This is a genomic window from Streptomyces sp. NPDC005811 (genome assembly GCF_040630405.1).
Lineage (GTDB): Bacteria > Actinomycetota > Actinomycetes > Streptomycetales > Streptomycetaceae > Streptomyces.
Window position 1 is genome coordinate 1 of the sequence record NZ_JBEXXK010000038.1, and the last position, 16,081, is coordinate 16,081.

The 16,081-nt window shown below is 72.6% G+C and carries 10 protein-coding genes; 6 read left to right on the top strand and 4 right to left on the bottom strand.

Features of this window, described 5'->3' with window-relative positions; genetic code table 11:
• Nucleotides 1–137: 137 nt before the first annotated feature.
• Nucleotides 138–1,922 (bottom strand): glyoxylate carboligase, encoded by a 1,785-nt coding sequence (gcl, locus tag ABZ490_RS33665; RefSeq protein ID WP_358998712.1) that lies wholly within the window; start codon nucleotides 1,920–1,922, stop codon nucleotides 138–140.
• A gap of 142 nt (nucleotides 1,923–2,064) precedes the next feature.
• Here gcl and ABZ490_RS33670 point away from each other — a divergent pair, with 142 nt between their 5' ends.
• Complete coding sequence (locus tag ABZ490_RS33670; protein WP_358998716.1) at nucleotides 2,065–2,778, top strand: hypothetical protein; 714 nt, start codon at nucleotides 2,065–2,067, stop codon at nucleotides 2,776–2,778.
• 18 nt (nucleotides 2,779–2,796) lie between these two features.
• Here the strand turns inward: ABZ490_RS33670 and ABZ490_RS33675 are convergent, their stop codons facing one another.
• Both ABZ490_RS33675 and ABZ490_RS33680 read right to left on the bottom strand, forming a co-directional pair.
• The gene (locus tag ABZ490_RS33675; protein ID WP_358998719.1) at nucleotides 2,797–4,383 is read right to left on the bottom strand and encodes an AMP-binding protein; all 1,587 of its coding nucleotides are present in this window, start codon (nucleotides 4,381–4,383) and stop codon (nucleotides 2,797–2,799) included.
• On the bottom strand, nucleotides 4,380–6,050 hold the full coding sequence (locus ABZ490_RS33680; RefSeq protein WP_358998722.1) for an AMP-binding protein: 1,671 nt from the start codon (nucleotides 6,048–6,050) through the stop codon (nucleotides 4,380–4,382). Before ABZ490_RS33680 ends, ABZ490_RS33675 begins: the two co-directional genes overlap by 4 nt.
• A gap of 150 nt (nucleotides 6,051–6,200) precedes the next feature.
• Between ABZ490_RS33680 and ABZ490_RS33685 the strand changes: the two genes are divergently transcribed.
• The 3 genes from ABZ490_RS33685 to ABZ490_RS33695 all read left to right on the top strand — a co-directional run bounded on the left by ABZ490_RS33685 (nucleotide 6,201) and on the right by ABZ490_RS33695 (nucleotide 11,162).
• Nucleotides 6,201–7,040, top strand: a complete 840-nt coding sequence (locus ABZ490_RS33685) for a helix-turn-helix transcriptional regulator (RefSeq protein ID WP_358998725.1) — start codon at nucleotides 6,201–6,203, stop codon at nucleotides 7,038–7,040.
• A 268-nt stretch (nucleotides 7,041–7,308) separates the two neighbouring features.
• Entirely contained in the window at nucleotides 7,309–10,128 is a 2,820-nt protein-coding gene (locus ABZ490_RS33690; protein WP_358998728.1) for an AAA family ATPase, read from the top strand.
• A gap of 242 nt (nucleotides 10,129–10,370) precedes the next feature.
• Nucleotides 10,371–11,162 (top strand): serine protease, encoded by a 792-nt coding sequence (locus ABZ490_RS33695; protein ID WP_358998730.1) that lies wholly within the window; start codon nucleotides 10,371–10,373, stop codon nucleotides 11,160–11,162.
• 132 nt (nucleotides 11,163–11,294) lie between these two features.
• Here ABZ490_RS33695 and ABZ490_RS33700 read toward each other — a convergent pair whose 3' ends face one another.
• Nucleotides 11,295–12,404, bottom strand: a complete 1,110-nt coding sequence (locus tag ABZ490_RS33700; RefSeq protein WP_358998733.1) for a winged helix DNA-binding domain-containing protein — start codon at nucleotides 12,402–12,404, stop codon at nucleotides 11,295–11,297.
• A 169-nt stretch (nucleotides 12,405–12,573) separates the two neighbouring features.
• On the opposite strand from ABZ490_RS33700, the gene ABZ490_RS33705 reads away from it, so the two are divergent.
• Nucleotides 12,574–13,713: a magnesium and cobalt transport protein CorA gene (locus tag ABZ490_RS33705; protein ID WP_358998735.1), complete on the top strand. Its 1,140-nt coding sequence runs from the start codon at nucleotides 12,574–12,576 to the stop codon at nucleotides 13,711–13,713.
• Between the two features lie 844 nt (nucleotides 13,714–14,557).
• The gene (locus tag ABZ490_RS33710; RefSeq protein WP_358998738.1) at nucleotides 14,558–16,036 is read left to right on the top strand and encodes a sugar transferase; all 1,479 of its coding nucleotides are present in this window, start codon (nucleotides 14,558–14,560) and stop codon (nucleotides 16,034–16,036) included.
• Nucleotides 16,037–16,081 lie beyond the last annotated feature (45 nt).

Here is a 16,081-nt window from a genome sequence, read left to right on the forward strand (position 1 = left end):
TGTGGGGCGGGCCGCGGGTTTCACCGCGCCCCCCGCGGGCGGGGCACCGGGGGCCGGGGGGCCGGGGGGGGGGGGGGTCCCGGGGGGGGGGGCGGGGGGGGGGGCCCCCCCCCCGGGGGCCCCCCCCCCCACACCCGTCAGAGCGCCAGCGGTCTGATCGAGGTCGGGGCATGCCCCGGTTCGGTGGCGACCTCCTCGAACTCCACGACCGCGCCGATGTCGTTGGTGACACTCATGGCGATGTTCGTGACCCGCTCCAGGATCGCCTCGACGACGACCGGCACCCGGAACTCGGCGGCCAGCTTGCGGGCCCGCTCGAAGGCCGCCCCCAGCTCGTCCGGGTCCGTCACCCGGATCGCCTTGCAGCCGAGGCCCTCGGCGACCTTCACATGGTCGACGCCGTAGACGCCCAGCTCGGGAGTGTTGAGGTTCTCGAACTCCAGGCTGACCTGGAAGTCCATGTCGAAGGCCCGCTGCGCCTGGCGGATCAGCCCCAGGTAGGCGTTGTTCACCAGGACATGGACGTACGGGATCCGGTGCTGGGCGCCGACGGCCAGCTCCTCGATCATGAACTGGAAGTCGTAGTCGCCGGAGAGGGCGACGACCTGGGCGTCCGGGTCGGCCTTGGCGACGCCGAGCGCCGCCGGGATCGTCCAGCCGAGCGGGCCCGCCTGGCCGCAGTTGATCCAGTGGCGGGGCCGGTGGACGTGGAGCAGCTGGGCGCCGGCGATCTGGGAGAGGCCGATGGTGGTGACGTACCGGGTCTCGGGACCGAAGGCCTTGTTCATCTCCTCGTAGACGCGCTGGGGTTTCATCGGGACGTCGTCGAAGTGCGTACGGCGCTGGAGCGTGGCCCGCCGGTGCTGCGCGGCCGCCGCCCAGGCGGACCGGTCGGGCAGTCCGCCCGCGGCCTTCAGTTCCTTCGCCGCCTCGACGAACAGGGCGAGGGCGGCCCCGGCGTCGGAGGGGATGCCGTAGTCGGGGGCGAAGATCCGGCCGATCTGGGTGGGGTCGATGTCGACGTGGACGAAGGTGCGGCCCCGGGTGTAGACGTCGAGGCTGCCGGTGTGCCGGTTGGCCCAGCGGTTGCCGATGCCGAGGACGAAGTCGGACTCCAGGAAGGTCGCGTTGCCGTAGCGGTGCGAGGTCTGCAGGCCCACCATGCCCGCGTTCAGCTCATGGTCGTCGGGGATCGCGCCCCAGCCCATCAGGGTCGGCACGACAGGCGTGCCGGTCAGCTCGGCGAACTCCACGAGGAGGGCGCAGGCGTCGGCGCCGATGACCCCGCCGCCCGCGACGATCAACGGGCGCTCGGCGGCGTTCAGCATGCCGAGCGCCTTGTCGATCTGGGCGCGGGTGGCGGCCGGCCGGTGGACCGGCAGCGGTGCGTAGGTGTCCGGGTCGAACTCGATCTCGGTCAGCTGGACGTCGACCGGCAGGTCGATCAGGACCGGACCGGGCCGGCCGGAGCGCATCACGTGGAAGGCCTGCTGGAACACACCGGGGACCTGGGCGGCCTCCAGGACGGTGACCGCCATCTTGGTCACCGGGCGGGCGATCGAGGCGATGTCGACGGCCTGGAAGTCCTCCTTGTGGATCACGGCGACCGGGGCCTGGCCCGTGATGCACAGGATCGGGATCGAGTCGCCGGTCGCGGAGTAGAGCCCGGTGATCATGTCGGTGCCGGCCGGTCCGGAGGTGCCGACGCAGACGCCGATGTTGCCGGGGTGGGTGCGGGTGTAGCCCTCGGCCATGTGCGAGGCGCCCTCGACATGGCGGGCGAGGGTGTGGTCGATGCCGCCGCAGGCCCTGAGCGCCGCGTAGAACGGGTTGATCGCCGCGCCGGGCACGCCGAACGCGGCGGTGACGCCCTCGCGCCTGAGGATCTCGACTGCCGCGCGGGCAGCGGTCATACGAGCCATCCCGTGCTCCTCCGTTCTCTCCGACTTCCCTGTCACTTCCACAATACGGAAAAGATTTTCTGCTATCTGGAAGCAATGTAAAGGGGGGCCCGAAGGTGGTCAAGACACGGACAGGAGGGGACAGGAGGAGGACGATGGGGCCATGTCCGAGAGCGTGCCGGTGCGCTGCCCGGCCTGCCGGCGCGAGCGCCTCTACACCGTGCCGTCCTATCTGTGCGCGTGCGGTGCCCCCGTCGCCCCGGCGCTCGATCCGGGGGCGGCTCCGACGGCGGTCGCGCACCGCGCCTGGGACGAGGACTGGGTCACCCTGCACTGCGGCTCCTGCGGCCGCGACGGCCAGTGGCCGCATCCGGAACTGGGCTGCCCGTGCGGCACGGCGCTGCGGCTGCCGGTCACCGGCGGGACCCGGCCCCGGCGCGCGGAATCCGAGGCACCGGAATCCGAGGCACCGGAGCCGGAGGCGGCCGGGCCGCACCGGCCCGTCTTCCGGTCCGTCGCCATCCGGACCGCCCTCGACGCGGTCACCGCGGCCGCCCTCTATCTGCGCTGGCTGGGCCACGGCGAGGTCCGGCGGGCCGATCAGCGGCCCACCTCGGGGATCGGTCTGGCCGCCCCCGGACTGCTGGCCCAGGTCGACCCGAGTGTGCGCCCGGCCGCGCTGCGGGACGTGGAGTGTCTGTGGCTGACGGCGATGACCGAGTCCGCGGACTGTGTGTACTTCTCCCTCGCCGGGTACGCCGACGAGGCCCGGGCGGGTGCCGACCGGCTGTGCGTCCCGCTGTTCCTGCTGGACCTGACGGGCACCCCGCAGCCCGTGAACGCGGCGGCCGCCGCCCTCGACGCCCGGGGCGCCTGAGGCGACGGCCGCCGGGGCTCAGGCGCCGTACGTCTCCCGCAGTTCGATCTTGCGGACCTTGCCGGACACGGTCATCGGGAACGCCTCCAGCACCTGGAGCCTGCTGGGCACCTTGTAGTGCGCGAGCCGCCCCTCGCAGTGGGCGCGCAGCTCCTCCAGGGTCGGTGGGTCGGCCGGGTCGGCCGGGATGACACAGACGAGGACCTCCTCGCCGTACCGCTCGTGCGGGACGCCGACCACCTGGACGTCCTGGATCTTCGGATGGCCGTGGAGGAACTCCTCGATCTCGCGCGGGTAGATGTTCTCGCCGCCCCGGATGATCATGTCCTTGATCCGGCCGACGATCTCCACGTACCCGTCCGCGCGCATCACCGCCAGATCCCCGGTGTGCATCCAGCGGCCCGCGTCGATCGCCTCGGCGGTCTTCCCCGGCTCGTCCCAGTAGCCGAGCATCACGCTGTAGCCGCGGGTGCACAGCTCGCCCGCCGTGCCGCGCGGCTGGGTGACCCCGGTCGCGGGGTCGACGACCTTCACCTCGATGTGCGGGAGCACCCGGCCGACCGTGCCGGTGCGATGGCCCAGGTCGTCGTCGCGGCGGGTCTGGGTGGAGACGGGCGAGGTCTCGGTCATGCCGTAACAGATCGACACCTCGGCCATGTTCATCTCCGAGACGACCCGCTTCATCACCTCCACCGGGCAGGGCGAGCCCGCCATGATGCCGGTGCGCAGGCTGGAGAGGTCGTACGACCCGAAGTCGGGGAGGTTGAGCTCCGCGATGAACATGGTCGGCACCCCGTACAGCGAGGTGCAGCGCTCCTGCTGGACGGCCTCCAGAGTGGCCCGCGGGTCGAAGGAGGGGGCCGGGATCACCACGCAGGCGCCGTGCGAGGTGGCCGCGAGGTTGCCCATGACCATGCCGAAGCAGTGGTAGAAGGGCACCGGCACGCAGATCCGGTCCTGCTCGGTGTAGGCGATCATCTCGCCCACGAAGTAACCGTTGTTGAGGATGTTGTGGTGGGAGAGGGTGGCCCCCTTGGGGAAGCCCGTGGTCCCCGAGGTGTACTGGATGTTGACGGGGTCGTCGCAGGACAGGGCCGCGAAGGGCACCGGCGTGGCCCGGGCGGTCAGGGCCGCCCAGCTCGGATCCCCGATGAAGACGGTCTCCCGCAGCTCCGGGCAGTTGCCCCGCACCTGCTCGACCATCGCCCGGTAGTCGCTGCTCCTGTGCCGCAGCGACGCGAAGAGCAGCGAGACCCCCGCCTGCCGGAGGACGTACTCCACCTCGTGGGTGCGGTAGGCCGGGTTGATGTTCACCATGATCGCCCCGATGCGGGCGGTGGCGTACTGGACCAGGACCCACTCCGGGCAGTTGACCGCCCAGATGCCGACCCGGTCGCCCTGGGCGATCCCGCTCGCGAGCAGGGCGTACGCCAGCTCGTCGACGTCGGCGGCGAACCGGGCGTAGGTCCAGCGCCGCCCCGAGTCCATGTCGACGAGCGCCTCACGGTCCGGCCAGGCGGCCACCGCCCGGTCCAGGTTCGCGCCGATCGTGTCGCCGAGCAGGGCCGTCCCGCTCGTCCCGTGCGTGTACGACGTGCCCGTCACCGGAAGTCCTCCTCGCGGTACTCCCCCGCCGAGCCCGCCGCCGTCGCCTCGCGGAGCTCGATCCGGCGGATCTTGCCGGAGACGGTCTTGGGCAGCGGGGCGAACTCCAGGCGGCGGATGCGCTTGTACGGGGCGAGGACCTCGCGGGAGTGCTCGAACAGGACCTTCGCCGTGTCCGGACCCGGCTGCCAGCCCTCCGCGAGGACCACGTACGCCTTGGGCACGGCGAGGCGCAGTTCGTCCGGCGCGGGCACGACGGCCGCCTCGGCGACCGCCTCGTGCTCCAGCAGCGCGCTCTCCAGCTCGAACGGGCTGATCTTGTAGTCGGAGGCCTTGAACACGTCGTCGGCTCGGCCCACGTAGGTGATGTAGCCGTCGGCGTCGCGGGAGCCGATGTCGCCGGTGCGGTAGTAGCCGCCGGCCATCGCCTCCGCCGTACGGTCCGGGTCGCCGTGGTAGCCGGTCATCAGACCGACCGGGCGGGCCGCGAGATCGAGCGCGATCTCGCCCTCGGTGGCGCCCGGGGCGCCCGAGACCGGGTCCAGCAGTTCCACCCGGTAGCCGGGGCTCGGCCGGCCCATCGAGCCGGTCTTCAGCTCCTGCCCGGGGCTGTTGGCGACCTGTACGGCCGTCTCCGTCTGCCCGAAGCCGTCCCGGATGGTCACCCGCCACGCCCGCCGCACCTGCTCGATCACCTCGGGGTTGAGCGGCTCGCCGGCCGCCACCACCTCCCGCGGCGGGGTCGCGAGCTGGGTCAGGTCGGCCTGGATGAGCATCCGCCACACGGTGGGCGGGGCGCAGAAGGTGGTGACGCCGGCCCGGTCCATCTCCGCCATCAGGCGGGCCGGGTCGAAGCGCGTGTAGTTGTGGATGAAGACGGTCGCCTCCGCGTTCCAGGGCGCGAAGAGGTTCGACCAGGCGTGCTTGGCCCAGCCGGGCGAGGAGATGTTGAGATGCACGTCACCGGGCTTGAGCCCGATCCAGTACATGGTCGCCAGGTGCCCGACGGGGTACGAGGTGTGGGTGTGCTCGACCAGCTTGGGGCGGGCGGTCGTGCCGGAGGTGAAGTACAGCATCAGGGGGTCGTCGGCGAGGGTGGGGCCGTCGGGGGTGAAGCCGTCGGGCGCGGCGTACGCGTCCTCGTACGCCTGCCAGCCGCCGGGCGCGCCGCCGACCGCGATCCGGGTGTAGCCGCCGGGCACCTCGTCGAACTTGCCGGCGTCCTCGGCGCGCACGAGGACGTGTGCGACCCGGCCGCGCTCCACGCGGTCGCGCAGGTCGGCGGGGCCGAGCAGCGGGGTGGCGGGGATGACGACGGCGCGCAGCTTCATCGCGGCGAGCGCGGTCTCCCAGAGTTCGGCCTGGTTGCCGAGCATGACGAGGATCCGGTCCTCGGCGGCGACCCCGCGCCCGCGCAGCCAGTTCGCCACCCGGTCGGAGCGGTCGGACAGCTCGGCGAAGGTCAGCCGGGTCTCGGTGCCGTCCTCCTCGACGATGTGCAGGGCGGTGCGGTCGTTGCCGCGCGCGATGACGTCGAACCAGTCGAGGGCCCAGTTGAAGTGCTCGGGGCGGGGCCAGGTGAAGCCCTCGCAGGCGGCGGTGTAGTCCTCACGGTGTTCCAGCAGGAAGTCCCTGGCCCTGCGGAACTGCTCGGTGGCCGTCGTCATCGGTGTCCTCCTAGGTGCCGGGCCATTGCCGGGCGGCTCTCTGCCATCGTGTAATCCGTGATGCAGGTCTCACTACCCCCGAACGGGGGGAGTGCGGCGCGCGGGGGTGACATGTGGGATCATCCCCAGCCACGCGGAAAGGGCGAGGACGTGGCAGCAGACCCAGCCGGTACGGCGGAGATCCGCGGCGCGCTGGCGCGCCTGCGGCGCAGGACGGGGCTGCCGGTCGCCTTCGGCGGCCTGGTGGAGCCGGGGCGTGCCCGGATGCGGATCAGCGAGTTCAGCGGCGCGACCACGCTCGCGCTCAGCGGCCTCCATGTGATCTCGGGCAACGGCCTCGGCGGCAAGGCGGTCGCGCGGGCCCGTCCGTGCGCGGTGACCGACTACTCGGTCTCCCAGCAGATCAGCCACGAGTACGACGCGGCGGTCGCCGAGGAGGGGCTGCGCTCGGTGCTGGCGATCCCGGTGGTGGTGCGGCGCCGGGTGCGCGGGGTGCTGTACGGCGCGCTGCGCACCGCCCAGCCGCTGGGCGACCGCACGCTCAGCGCGGCCGTGGACGTGGCGCGGGACGTGGAGCAGGCGCTGGTGGTGGAGGACGAGGCGCGCGGGCTGCTGGCCGAGGCCCTGCCGGGGCCCGCTCCCGGCCCCGCGTCCCGGCCGGGGCCCGGCTGGGAGCAGGTGCGCGAGGCGCATGCCGCGCTGCGGGCGCTGGCCCCGCGGATCGGTGACCCGGCGCTGCGCGCGGAGCTGCTCGACGCGTGCGGTCTGCTGACCCCGGGCGAGGCCGGTGAGCGGGTCGTGCTCGCCCCGCGCGAGCTGGACGTCCTCGCGTGTGTGGCGGCGGGCGCGACGAACGCGTCCGCGGCGGAGCGGCTCGGCCTGCGCCCGGAGACGGTGAAGGCCTACCTGCGCTCGGCGATGCGCCGGCTGGGCGCCCACACCCGCGGCGAGGCGGTGTCCGCGGCCCGCCGGTCGGGGCTGCTGCCCTAGGTCGTTTCTTGCCCGAGACGGGTGGTTCCCGTCGGTAACAAGGGCATGGAAGAGTGCTCCCACACCTGTCGCGGCACCCGGAGCGCGGGGGGTGCGGACCGTTCGGTTCAAGCCAGGGAGGGGCTGCCACGACGATCACTCATTCATCCGCCGCCGCAGTGAATTTACTTATGCGTAACGTTGTTATCTCCCTCACCCGGCCGTCCCTCCGAATTTCAAAGAGACGTTGCCTAGAATTTGGCCCGGACACGACACTCGGAAGGGAGCGGTGACCGTGCGACGGGACTTCAAGGAGCCTGCCAGGTGCCGCCCCGACCTGGTCATAGGCAGGGACGAGCTGTACACCTCGGCCCGTGACCAGCTCGCGCGCGGCGGCAGTGTGCTGCTCCACGGACCCGCCGGAATAGGAAAGTCGACCGTGCTGCGGGCATTGGCCGCGGATTACGGCGACGCCGCGCACACCGTGTTGCGCTGCTCGGCGACCGAGTCCGAATCCCACCTCCCGTTCCTGGCCCTGGCCGACCTGTTCGGCCTGGTCCTCGACGAGATCTCGGACAAGCTGCCGACCGCGCAGCGCACCGCACTGGAATCGGCCCTGACCGGCCGCGGCGAGTCCACCCTGCAACGCGACGGACTCGCCCTGCGGCTCGCCGTGCTCTCCGCCCTGCGCGCCCTCGCGGCCTCCGGCCCCGTCCTGCTCGTCGCCGACGACCTCCAGTGGCTGGACTCGGCCAGCGCCGAACTCCTCGGCTTCGCCGCCCGCCGCCTCGGCGACACCCCCGTCCAGCTGCTCTGCGCGGTCCGCACCGAGGGCCAGGAGTACGACCGCCATCTACGCGCGTCCCCGCCGGACACCCTCGCCGTCCGCCTCAACCCGCTCTCCCGCGCCCAGGTCTCCGCCCTGCTCGACCACCGCGGCTACACCGATCTGCCCCGCTCCACGGTCCGCGAGATCCACCGCACCAGCGGCGGCAACCCCCTGTTCGCGCTGGAACTCGGCCGGGCGCTCGGCGAGAACCCGACCCCGCCGCGCCCCGGCGAGCCGCTGCCGGTGCCGACCTCGCTGCGCGCCCTGGTGCTCAGCCGCCTCGACATGCTCTCCGACGAGGCCCGCCGCACCCTGCTGGTGGCCAGCGCCGGCGCCCGCCCCACCCTGGCCCTGCTGCACGCGGCCGGCCGGGAGAACGCCGAGGCCGAGACCGCCCAGGCCGCCGAGCTCGGCCTGCTGGCGACCGAGCCCGAGGGTCCCGCCGTACGGTTCGCGCATCCGCTGATCTCGGCGGCGCTCTACGCGGAGGCGCCCGTGCAGGAGCGCCGGGCCGCGCACGCCGCGCTGTCCACCGCCGCCTCCGACCCGATCGAGCGGGCCCGCAACCTCGCCCTCGCCACCACCGGCACCGACCCGGAGGTGGCCGCCCGGCTCGCCGAGGCCGCGGCCCTCGCCCGTGACCGCGGCGCCCCCTCCGTCGCCGCCTCCCTCGGGCTGCTCGCCGCCCGGCACACCCCGCCGGACGGCACCCCGCCCCCGGACGAGCACCGGCTGAAGGCCGCCGAGGACGCGATCACCGCCGGCGAGGTGGACCTGGCGCGGGACATCGCCCGCGAGGTGCTGACCCGGGCCACCGTGCCCGCCGACCGCATCCGCGCCTGGGAAGTGGTCATCGAGTCCGCCGGACAGGCCCTCGGCGACGTCGACGCCGTCTTCCCGCAGGCCCTCGCCGACGCCGGCGACGACCCCCGGCTGCTGGCGCTGGTCCACTACCACCTGGCCTGGCGCAAGCTGATCGTCGAGGGCGACTTCTCCGAGGCCCGCCAGGAGGCCGCGCACGCGGCGGAGCTGGCCGCGCGCGGCGGCGACCGGCGCACCGAGCTGATGTCGCTGTCCTTCCAGGCCCACACCGAGACCCTGATGGGCCATCCGAACGCGCCCGCCACCATCAAACGGGCGCTGAGGGAGCCTCAGGACCCGTATGTGGCGTGCCATCACAACGGCGTCGGCGCCGCCCGGTTCCGCTGGCTGCTGATGAGCGACCAGCTGCCCGAGGCCCGGGCCACCATCACCACCCTGCTGCGCGAGGTGCGCCGGCGCGGCATGGTGGAGAGCGAGGTGCACTTCCAGCGCTTCCTCGCCGAGACCGAACTGCGCTCCGGGCACTGCGGACGCGCCCTCGACCTGTCCCGCGAGAGCCTCAGGCTGGCCCGCGACTCCGGCATCGGCCTCGGCGCCTCCGCGATGCTCGCCTCGCTCGCCGAGGCCTCCGGCGGCGATCTGGACCGGGCGCTGGCCCTCGCCCGGGAGGCCGCCGACCGCGCCGAGGAGGACGGCGACCAGATGTACCTCTCGCGCGCGCTGGCCGCGCTGGGCCACGCCCAGCTCGTGGCCGGCGACGCGGCGGCCGCGGTCGGCTCGCTGCGCCGGGTGCGGGAGCTGGAGGCGGGACTGCGCATCACCGACCCGGCGCGCGGCCGCTGGCACGGCGACCTCGCCGAGGCCCTGGTCCGCGTCGGCGAGCCGGGCGAGGCGCAGGACGTCATCGACGTCGCCCGCGAACAGGCGCTGCGGCTCGGCCGGGAGAGCGTCCTCGCGGTCCTCGACCGGGCGGAGGCCCTCGTCCGGGCCGCGCACGGCGACCACGAGGGGGCGCTGGCCCGGCTGACGTCCGTTCAGGACCGGCTGGCCAAGCTGGGGTACGGCCTGGAGGAGGCGCGGGCCGCGTTCGCCCTGGCCCGGCTGCGCGCCCCACGACCCGGTCCGACGTCGTACGACGAGGCGGCCCGGCTGTTCCGGCGGTGCCGGGCGCTGCCCTGGCTGCGGCAGGTCGAGGCGGCGGTGGCGGCCGCCGCCGGCGAGCCGGTGCCGGCCGCCCCGCAGGGACCGCCCGCCGCCGACGCCCTGGAGGGCCTGGCCTCGATGGAGCGTCAGGTGGCCGCGCTGGTCATGGAGGGCGCGACGAACCGGGAGATCGCGGCACGGCTGTTCATCAGCGTCAAAACGGTCGAGGCGACCCTCACCCGGGTCTACCGCAAGCTCGGGATCCGCTCCCGGGTGGACATCGTCCGACTGGCGGCGGGGCGTCACGCGAAGTGAGCCACACGGGGGTTAACTGCCGTACGCGGGTTGACGAGGGGCGCCCGCGGACCGACCGAGGGTTTTCCCTGCCCCGACGCCCCTAGGGGGTTCCCTCATTGGGAGGAGGCCGCTGCGGCCCCTAGCGTTCGGGATGTGCCGCTCGCCCGGGCACACGGGGGTCGGTCCCGCGACCCCCGTGCACTACCCCCCACACGACACCCGCGCGATCCCCCACCGGCAAATCCCCCACGAGGAGACGCATGTTCGCGCTCAACCGTGCCAAGAAGGCCGCGGCGCTCGTCGCGGCCACCGCCGCCGCGGCGGCGACGGCTCTGCTCAGCGCCCCCACCGCTGTCGCAGCGCCGCAGCCGATCGTCGGCGGCACGACCACCACGACGACGTCGTACCCGTTCATGATGCAGATCACGGACGCCTCGCAGAACCAGTTCTGCGGCGGCACCCTGGTCTCGGCGACCAAGGTGGTCACGGCGGCCCACTGTATGGTCGGCGAGACCACGAGCAGTGTGCGGGTCGTCGGCGGCCGCACCTACCTGAACGGCACCAACGGCACGGTCAGCCGGGTGAGCAAGATCTGGATCAACCCGGACTACACGGACGCCACCAACGGGGACGACGTGGCCGTCCTGACCCTGGCGACCTCGATGTCGTACACCCCGGCGTCGTACGTCTCCTCGTCCCAGACCAGCGTGTACGCGGCCGGCACCACGGCCCGCATCCTCGGCTGGGGCACCACCTCGGAGAACGGCAGCTCCTCCAACCAGCTGCGGACCGCGACCGTCCCGATCGTGTCCGACTCCAGCTGCCGCTCCTCCTACGGTTCCGACTTCGTCGCGACCGACATGGTTTGCGCCGGATACACATCCGGTGGCGTAGACACCTGCCAGGGCGACAGCGGCGGTCCCCTGCTCATCGGGGGCGTCCTGGCAGGGATCACTTCATGGGGCGAGGGCTGCGCGGAGGCCGGTTACCCGGGTGTGTACACCCGGCTGACCACCTTCTCCAGCCTCGTCACCGCGCAGGTCAACTCGTAGGCGCCGAGCCGGCGGACGAGTGACCCGCACGAATTCCTGAGCACCCCTCAGGTGAACGACCAGGGGGCGCTGCGAGCCTCCACGAGCGGCCCGCAGCGCCCCCTCTCCATGCCCCGGCCCCGTTCGCCGGGGCTACCGGGGTACGACGGTCCCGAACCGGATGTCGTACGGCGTCCCCGGGTGCAGCACCCGCAGCATCCGCTCCGCCTCCCCGGTCACCGCCGCCCGCTGCTCCCGGGTGAGCCGGCCGAACGGCTCGACGACGAGGGCGTCCTCCTCCTGTTTCCACAGGCCGGCCAGGAAGCCGTCGACGAGGAGCGTGCGAAAGGCCTGGTTGCCCTGCCAGGCGCGGCCGTGCAGGGCGGGCGGGACCACCCGGGTGCGGTCGGCGTGCGAGAGCAGCAGGTTGTCGAACTCCGGGAGGAAGCGGGGCGGGGCCGGGGTGTCCGGGTCGGGGCGCGGGGCGTCCGGAAGGTCGAAGAGTTCGGTGCCGTGCTCGTCCCGGAAGGTGAGGAGCGCGGGCCGCAGGCGTTCGAAGGCCGGGCGCAGCCGGGTGAGTCCGGCCCAGGTCTGCATGTCCTTGACGGAGGCGGGGCCGAAGGCGGCGAGATAGCGCCGGACGACGGTCTCCGGGTCGGGCGCCGCCTGCGCGGGCCGGCCGAGCCAGTGCTCGGCGGTGGTGAGGGCGACCTGTCCGCTCCTGCCCCACAGCCCGCGCGGGGTGACCTGGACGAGGGGCAGCCGGCAGCGGGCGGCGACGGCCAGGGACTGCGGGTCGGCGTCCGGCCACTCCGCGGAGAGGGCCTCGCGCAGCTGTCCCATGGTGCGCGGCTCGGCCTCGACGAGCTCACGGGCGAGCACGGCGAGCCGGTCGAGGTCGACGCCGGCGAGTCCGGTGCGGAAGTGGGTCAGCTCGCGGTCCCGGGCGGGCTGCACGAACGGCCGCAGGGTGAGGCAGTCGGCGGCCGTGTGGGTGTGGATGGTCGACCGCAGGGTGACGATCCGGACCATCTCCCGGTCCGCCATCGGCGCCGACAGCCGCTCGGGGGCGAAGCCCTCCAGCCGGGCGGCGAGGGCGTGGTACGGCGGCTTGACGTTCTGCGCCTGGAGACCCAGCAGGTGCTCGACGGCCGCCTCCACCGGCAGCGCGGCGGGCCGCAGGAGGAGCTGCCGGTCGAGGGTCGCGCGGTTGAGGGCGCGGGCCGTGAGCACGGGCCCGGACGCGGACGTCTTGTTCGTCATGGAGGGCAAGGTAGCCGGGAACGAGGACAGATCCTGTCCTCGACCGCCGCCCGGGTGCACCGGGCCCGCGTCCCGGGGGCCGCCGCCCCGGACGTCGTATGCCCGGTATATCCTGCGCTGTGATCACGCGGACGTAGGCTCGACCCCCCGCGACCGAGAGGCAGCCGCGATGCCCGAGCGCCCCCGTACCCGCAGGTCCGTGTGGCGCCGCACCCCGCCGCCGCCCGAGCCGCCCCGCCCCGGCCCGCCGGCCCCCGCGCCGCCGCAGCAGCCGGAGAACGGCGAGGTCGCCAGTGTGGTCCAGGCGGTGCTGTACCGCGACGGCGTGCGGGTGTACGCCCCGGCCGGACTGGCGGAGACCTACCGGGCGCTGCGCGAACGGCCGGCCGGTATGGCGTGGATCGGCCTGGCCCGCCCCACCGAGGCCGAACTGCACTCGCTGGCCGCCGAGTTCGGCCTCCACCCGCTGGCGGTGGAGGACGCCAAGGAGGCGCACCAGCGGCCGAAGCTGGAGCGCTACGGCGAGACCCTGTTCGTCGTGCTGCGGGCCGCCCGCTACCTGGACGCGCCCGAGGAGATCGACTTCGCCGAGCTGCACATCTTCATCGGCCCCGACTTCGTCATCACGGTCCGGCACGGCGCGGCGCCGGACCTCTCGGCGGTCCGCCGGCGTATGGAGGACAGCCCGGACCTGCTGAAGCTCGGGCCCGAGGCGGTCCTGTACGCCATACTCGACGCGGTCGTCGACGGCTACGCGCCGGTCGTGTCGGGCGTCCAGAACGACATCGACGAGATCGAGACGGAGGTCTTCCGGGGCGACCCGGAGGTCTCCCGCCGGATCTACGAACTCTCCCGCGAGATGGTCGAGTTCCAGCGCGCGACCCGCCCATTGGTCGGCATGCTGCACGGCCTGATGGCCGGCTTCTCCAAATACGGTACCGACGACGAACTCCAGCGCTACCTCCGGGACGTCGCCGACCACGTCACCCACACCAGCGAACGCGTCGACGGATTCCGCCAGGCCCTCACCGAGATCCTCACCGTCAACGCCACGCTGGTCACCCAGCAGCAGAACGCGGAGATGCGGGCGTTGGCGGAGGCGGGGTTCGAACAGAACGAGGAGATCAAGAAGATCTCGTCCTGGGCGGCCATCCTGTTCGCCCCCACCCTGGTCGGCACGATCTACGGCATGAACTTCCGGGAGATGCCGGAGCTGCACTGGGCCCTCGGCTACCCCTTCGCGCTCGTGCTGATGGCGGTCGTCTGCACCAGCCTGTACTTCATTTTCAAGGGCAAGGACTGGCTCTGAGCGGCGCGGGGGGGTCGGGGCGGGTGGCGACGGCGGGGGGCCGAGCCAGGAGCACCCGACTCCGGGTGCTCCCCCACCCACAGAGGGTGATCACCCTGACCGCGCTCGACGTCACCGATCACCCGCTGATCACGGCACCGGGACCGACGCTCCGTCAGGCGGGGGACGGACTTCGGCCATATGTCGGAACCGCATCGCAGATTCGACCATCGCTTCACCATAGCCCTGGCAGGGTGGTTTTGCGCCTGTTTGTACATGATCTTCGGGCACCTTGATCAACTCTGAGTGATCATCCCAAAACCCACCGCCACCCCCGGTGACCGGCGCCGGAGCGCTCGACCATGCCCTGGCAACGGTAAAGCGATCAAGTCTCAAAGGTTGAGCACAAAATACACACATCCTCTCTTCATACCGGCCTTGATGGTCTAGATTGACCGTGCTTCAGCTGTTCGGAGACGAGGCGACCATGAATGATCTATAGGTCCTGCGCTACGGAAAACCAGCAGTCGCGTCCCCGGCGTCAGGCGTGGGGATGATCAATTCGTGAGCCCGGCAAGGGACTTGGGATGCGGGGAGCATCCGGGGTTCCGACGGGTCCGGTACACCCCGAGCGTTCGGCGGGACCTGCGAGTCCACTGCCACCGGGGTGAGTTCAAGCAGCTCTGAGACAGCCGCGATGCCATGCGCGGGAGGCGGGGGCCTCTCGCGGGGAGCAACGGCACGGCGCGGGGGGCGGGGGCCCCGGAGGGGAGATCGGTGCGGGAGGCGGGGGCCTCCCGGGGGGAGCAACGGGAGCAACAGTGTTGGACGAACACGTCGAACCACTGGGGACCTGGGGGGTTCTGTGCGGCAAGGGGGACTTGTCAGCCCGTTCACGTCTGCGCGCGGACGTCTGGCGAACGGGACAATCAGCCAGCCGGCGACCGACTGGGAGCAGCGGTACCGCCGTACCGTGATCACCAGCGACACCGTGGCCACCGCCTGTGTGGTGGCGGGGATCGGCAACTTCTTCGGGGCCCGTGACGCGGCCAACTGGCATGAGAAATGGGGGATTCTCGCCTTCGGCACCGAGCTTCTGGTGCTGGGGTCGCTCGCCGTGAGCCGCTCGTGGGCGCCGGCCGTGCTCGGCCAGGGCGCCGAGGAGTTCCGCCGGCTCGGACGCTCGCTGTTCGCGGCGACCGTCGTCCTGGCGCTCGGCGGGATCGCTCTCACCTCACGCAACATCAAACTCTGGATCTTCGTCGCGATCCCCGCGATCGCGCTCGTCACCATGACCGTGCGGTACCTGCTGCGGCTGTCCCTGCACAAACAGCGCAAGGACGGCCAGTGTCTGCGACCGGTGCTCGCCGCCGGGAGCCCGGACACCGTGCACGACCTGATCACCCGGACCCGCAAGTTCCCCCACCTCGGCTGGCGGGTGGACGCGGTGTGCACGACGGACGGGCCCGGGGTCGACGGTGACCTGATCGACGGAGTGCCGGTGGTCGGCCAGTTGGGGGACGTCGCCAAGCACGTCCACGGCGACGGCTACCGTGTCGTCGCGGTCACCCCGGACCCGCACTGGTCACCGGAGCGGCTCCAGCGGCTGGCGTGGAACCTCGAGGGCACCGACACCGAGATGGTCGTGGCCCCCGTGCTGATGGAGGTGGCCGGACCGCGGCTGCACGTCGACGCGGTCCTCGGGATACCGCTGCTGCGGGTCAGCATGCCGACGTTCACCGGGGGCCGCCGGGCCGTCAAGATGGTCGTCGACCGGCTGGGCGCGGCGATCCTGCTGCTGCTGTTCGCGCCGCTGATGGTGTGCGTCGGGCTGCTCGTTCTGCTGGACAGCCGGGGCGGGGCGTTCTACCGCCAGCGCCGGGTCGGCAAGGACGGCCGCGAGTTCACCATCCTCAAGTTCCGCACCATGGTGGCCGGGGCCGACGGGGCCCGCGCCCAGCTCGCCGACCGCAACGAGGGCGCCGGCCCGCTGTTCAAGCTGCGCCGGGACCCACGGGTGACCCGGGTGGGGGCGGTGCTGCGCCGGTACTCGATCGACGAGCTCCCGCAGCTGTTCAACGTCCTCACCGGATCGATGTCGCTCGTCGGTCCGCGGCCCCCGCTGCCGGAGGAGTCCGCCGCGTACGGCCCGGACATCCGGCGGCGGCTGCTGGTCAAGCCCGGACTCACCGGCCTGTGGCAGATCAGCGGACGCAGCGATCTGTCGTGGGAGGAGGCGGTCCGGCTGGACCTCCGCTACGTGGAGGACTGGTCGCTCGCCCTGGACACAGTGATCTTGTGGAAGACGCTGCGTGCGGTGCTCTACGGGCAGGGGGCCTACTGATGCGCGCGAATCGTCGTCCGGCCGACAGGCCGGCGGCAGGCCGGA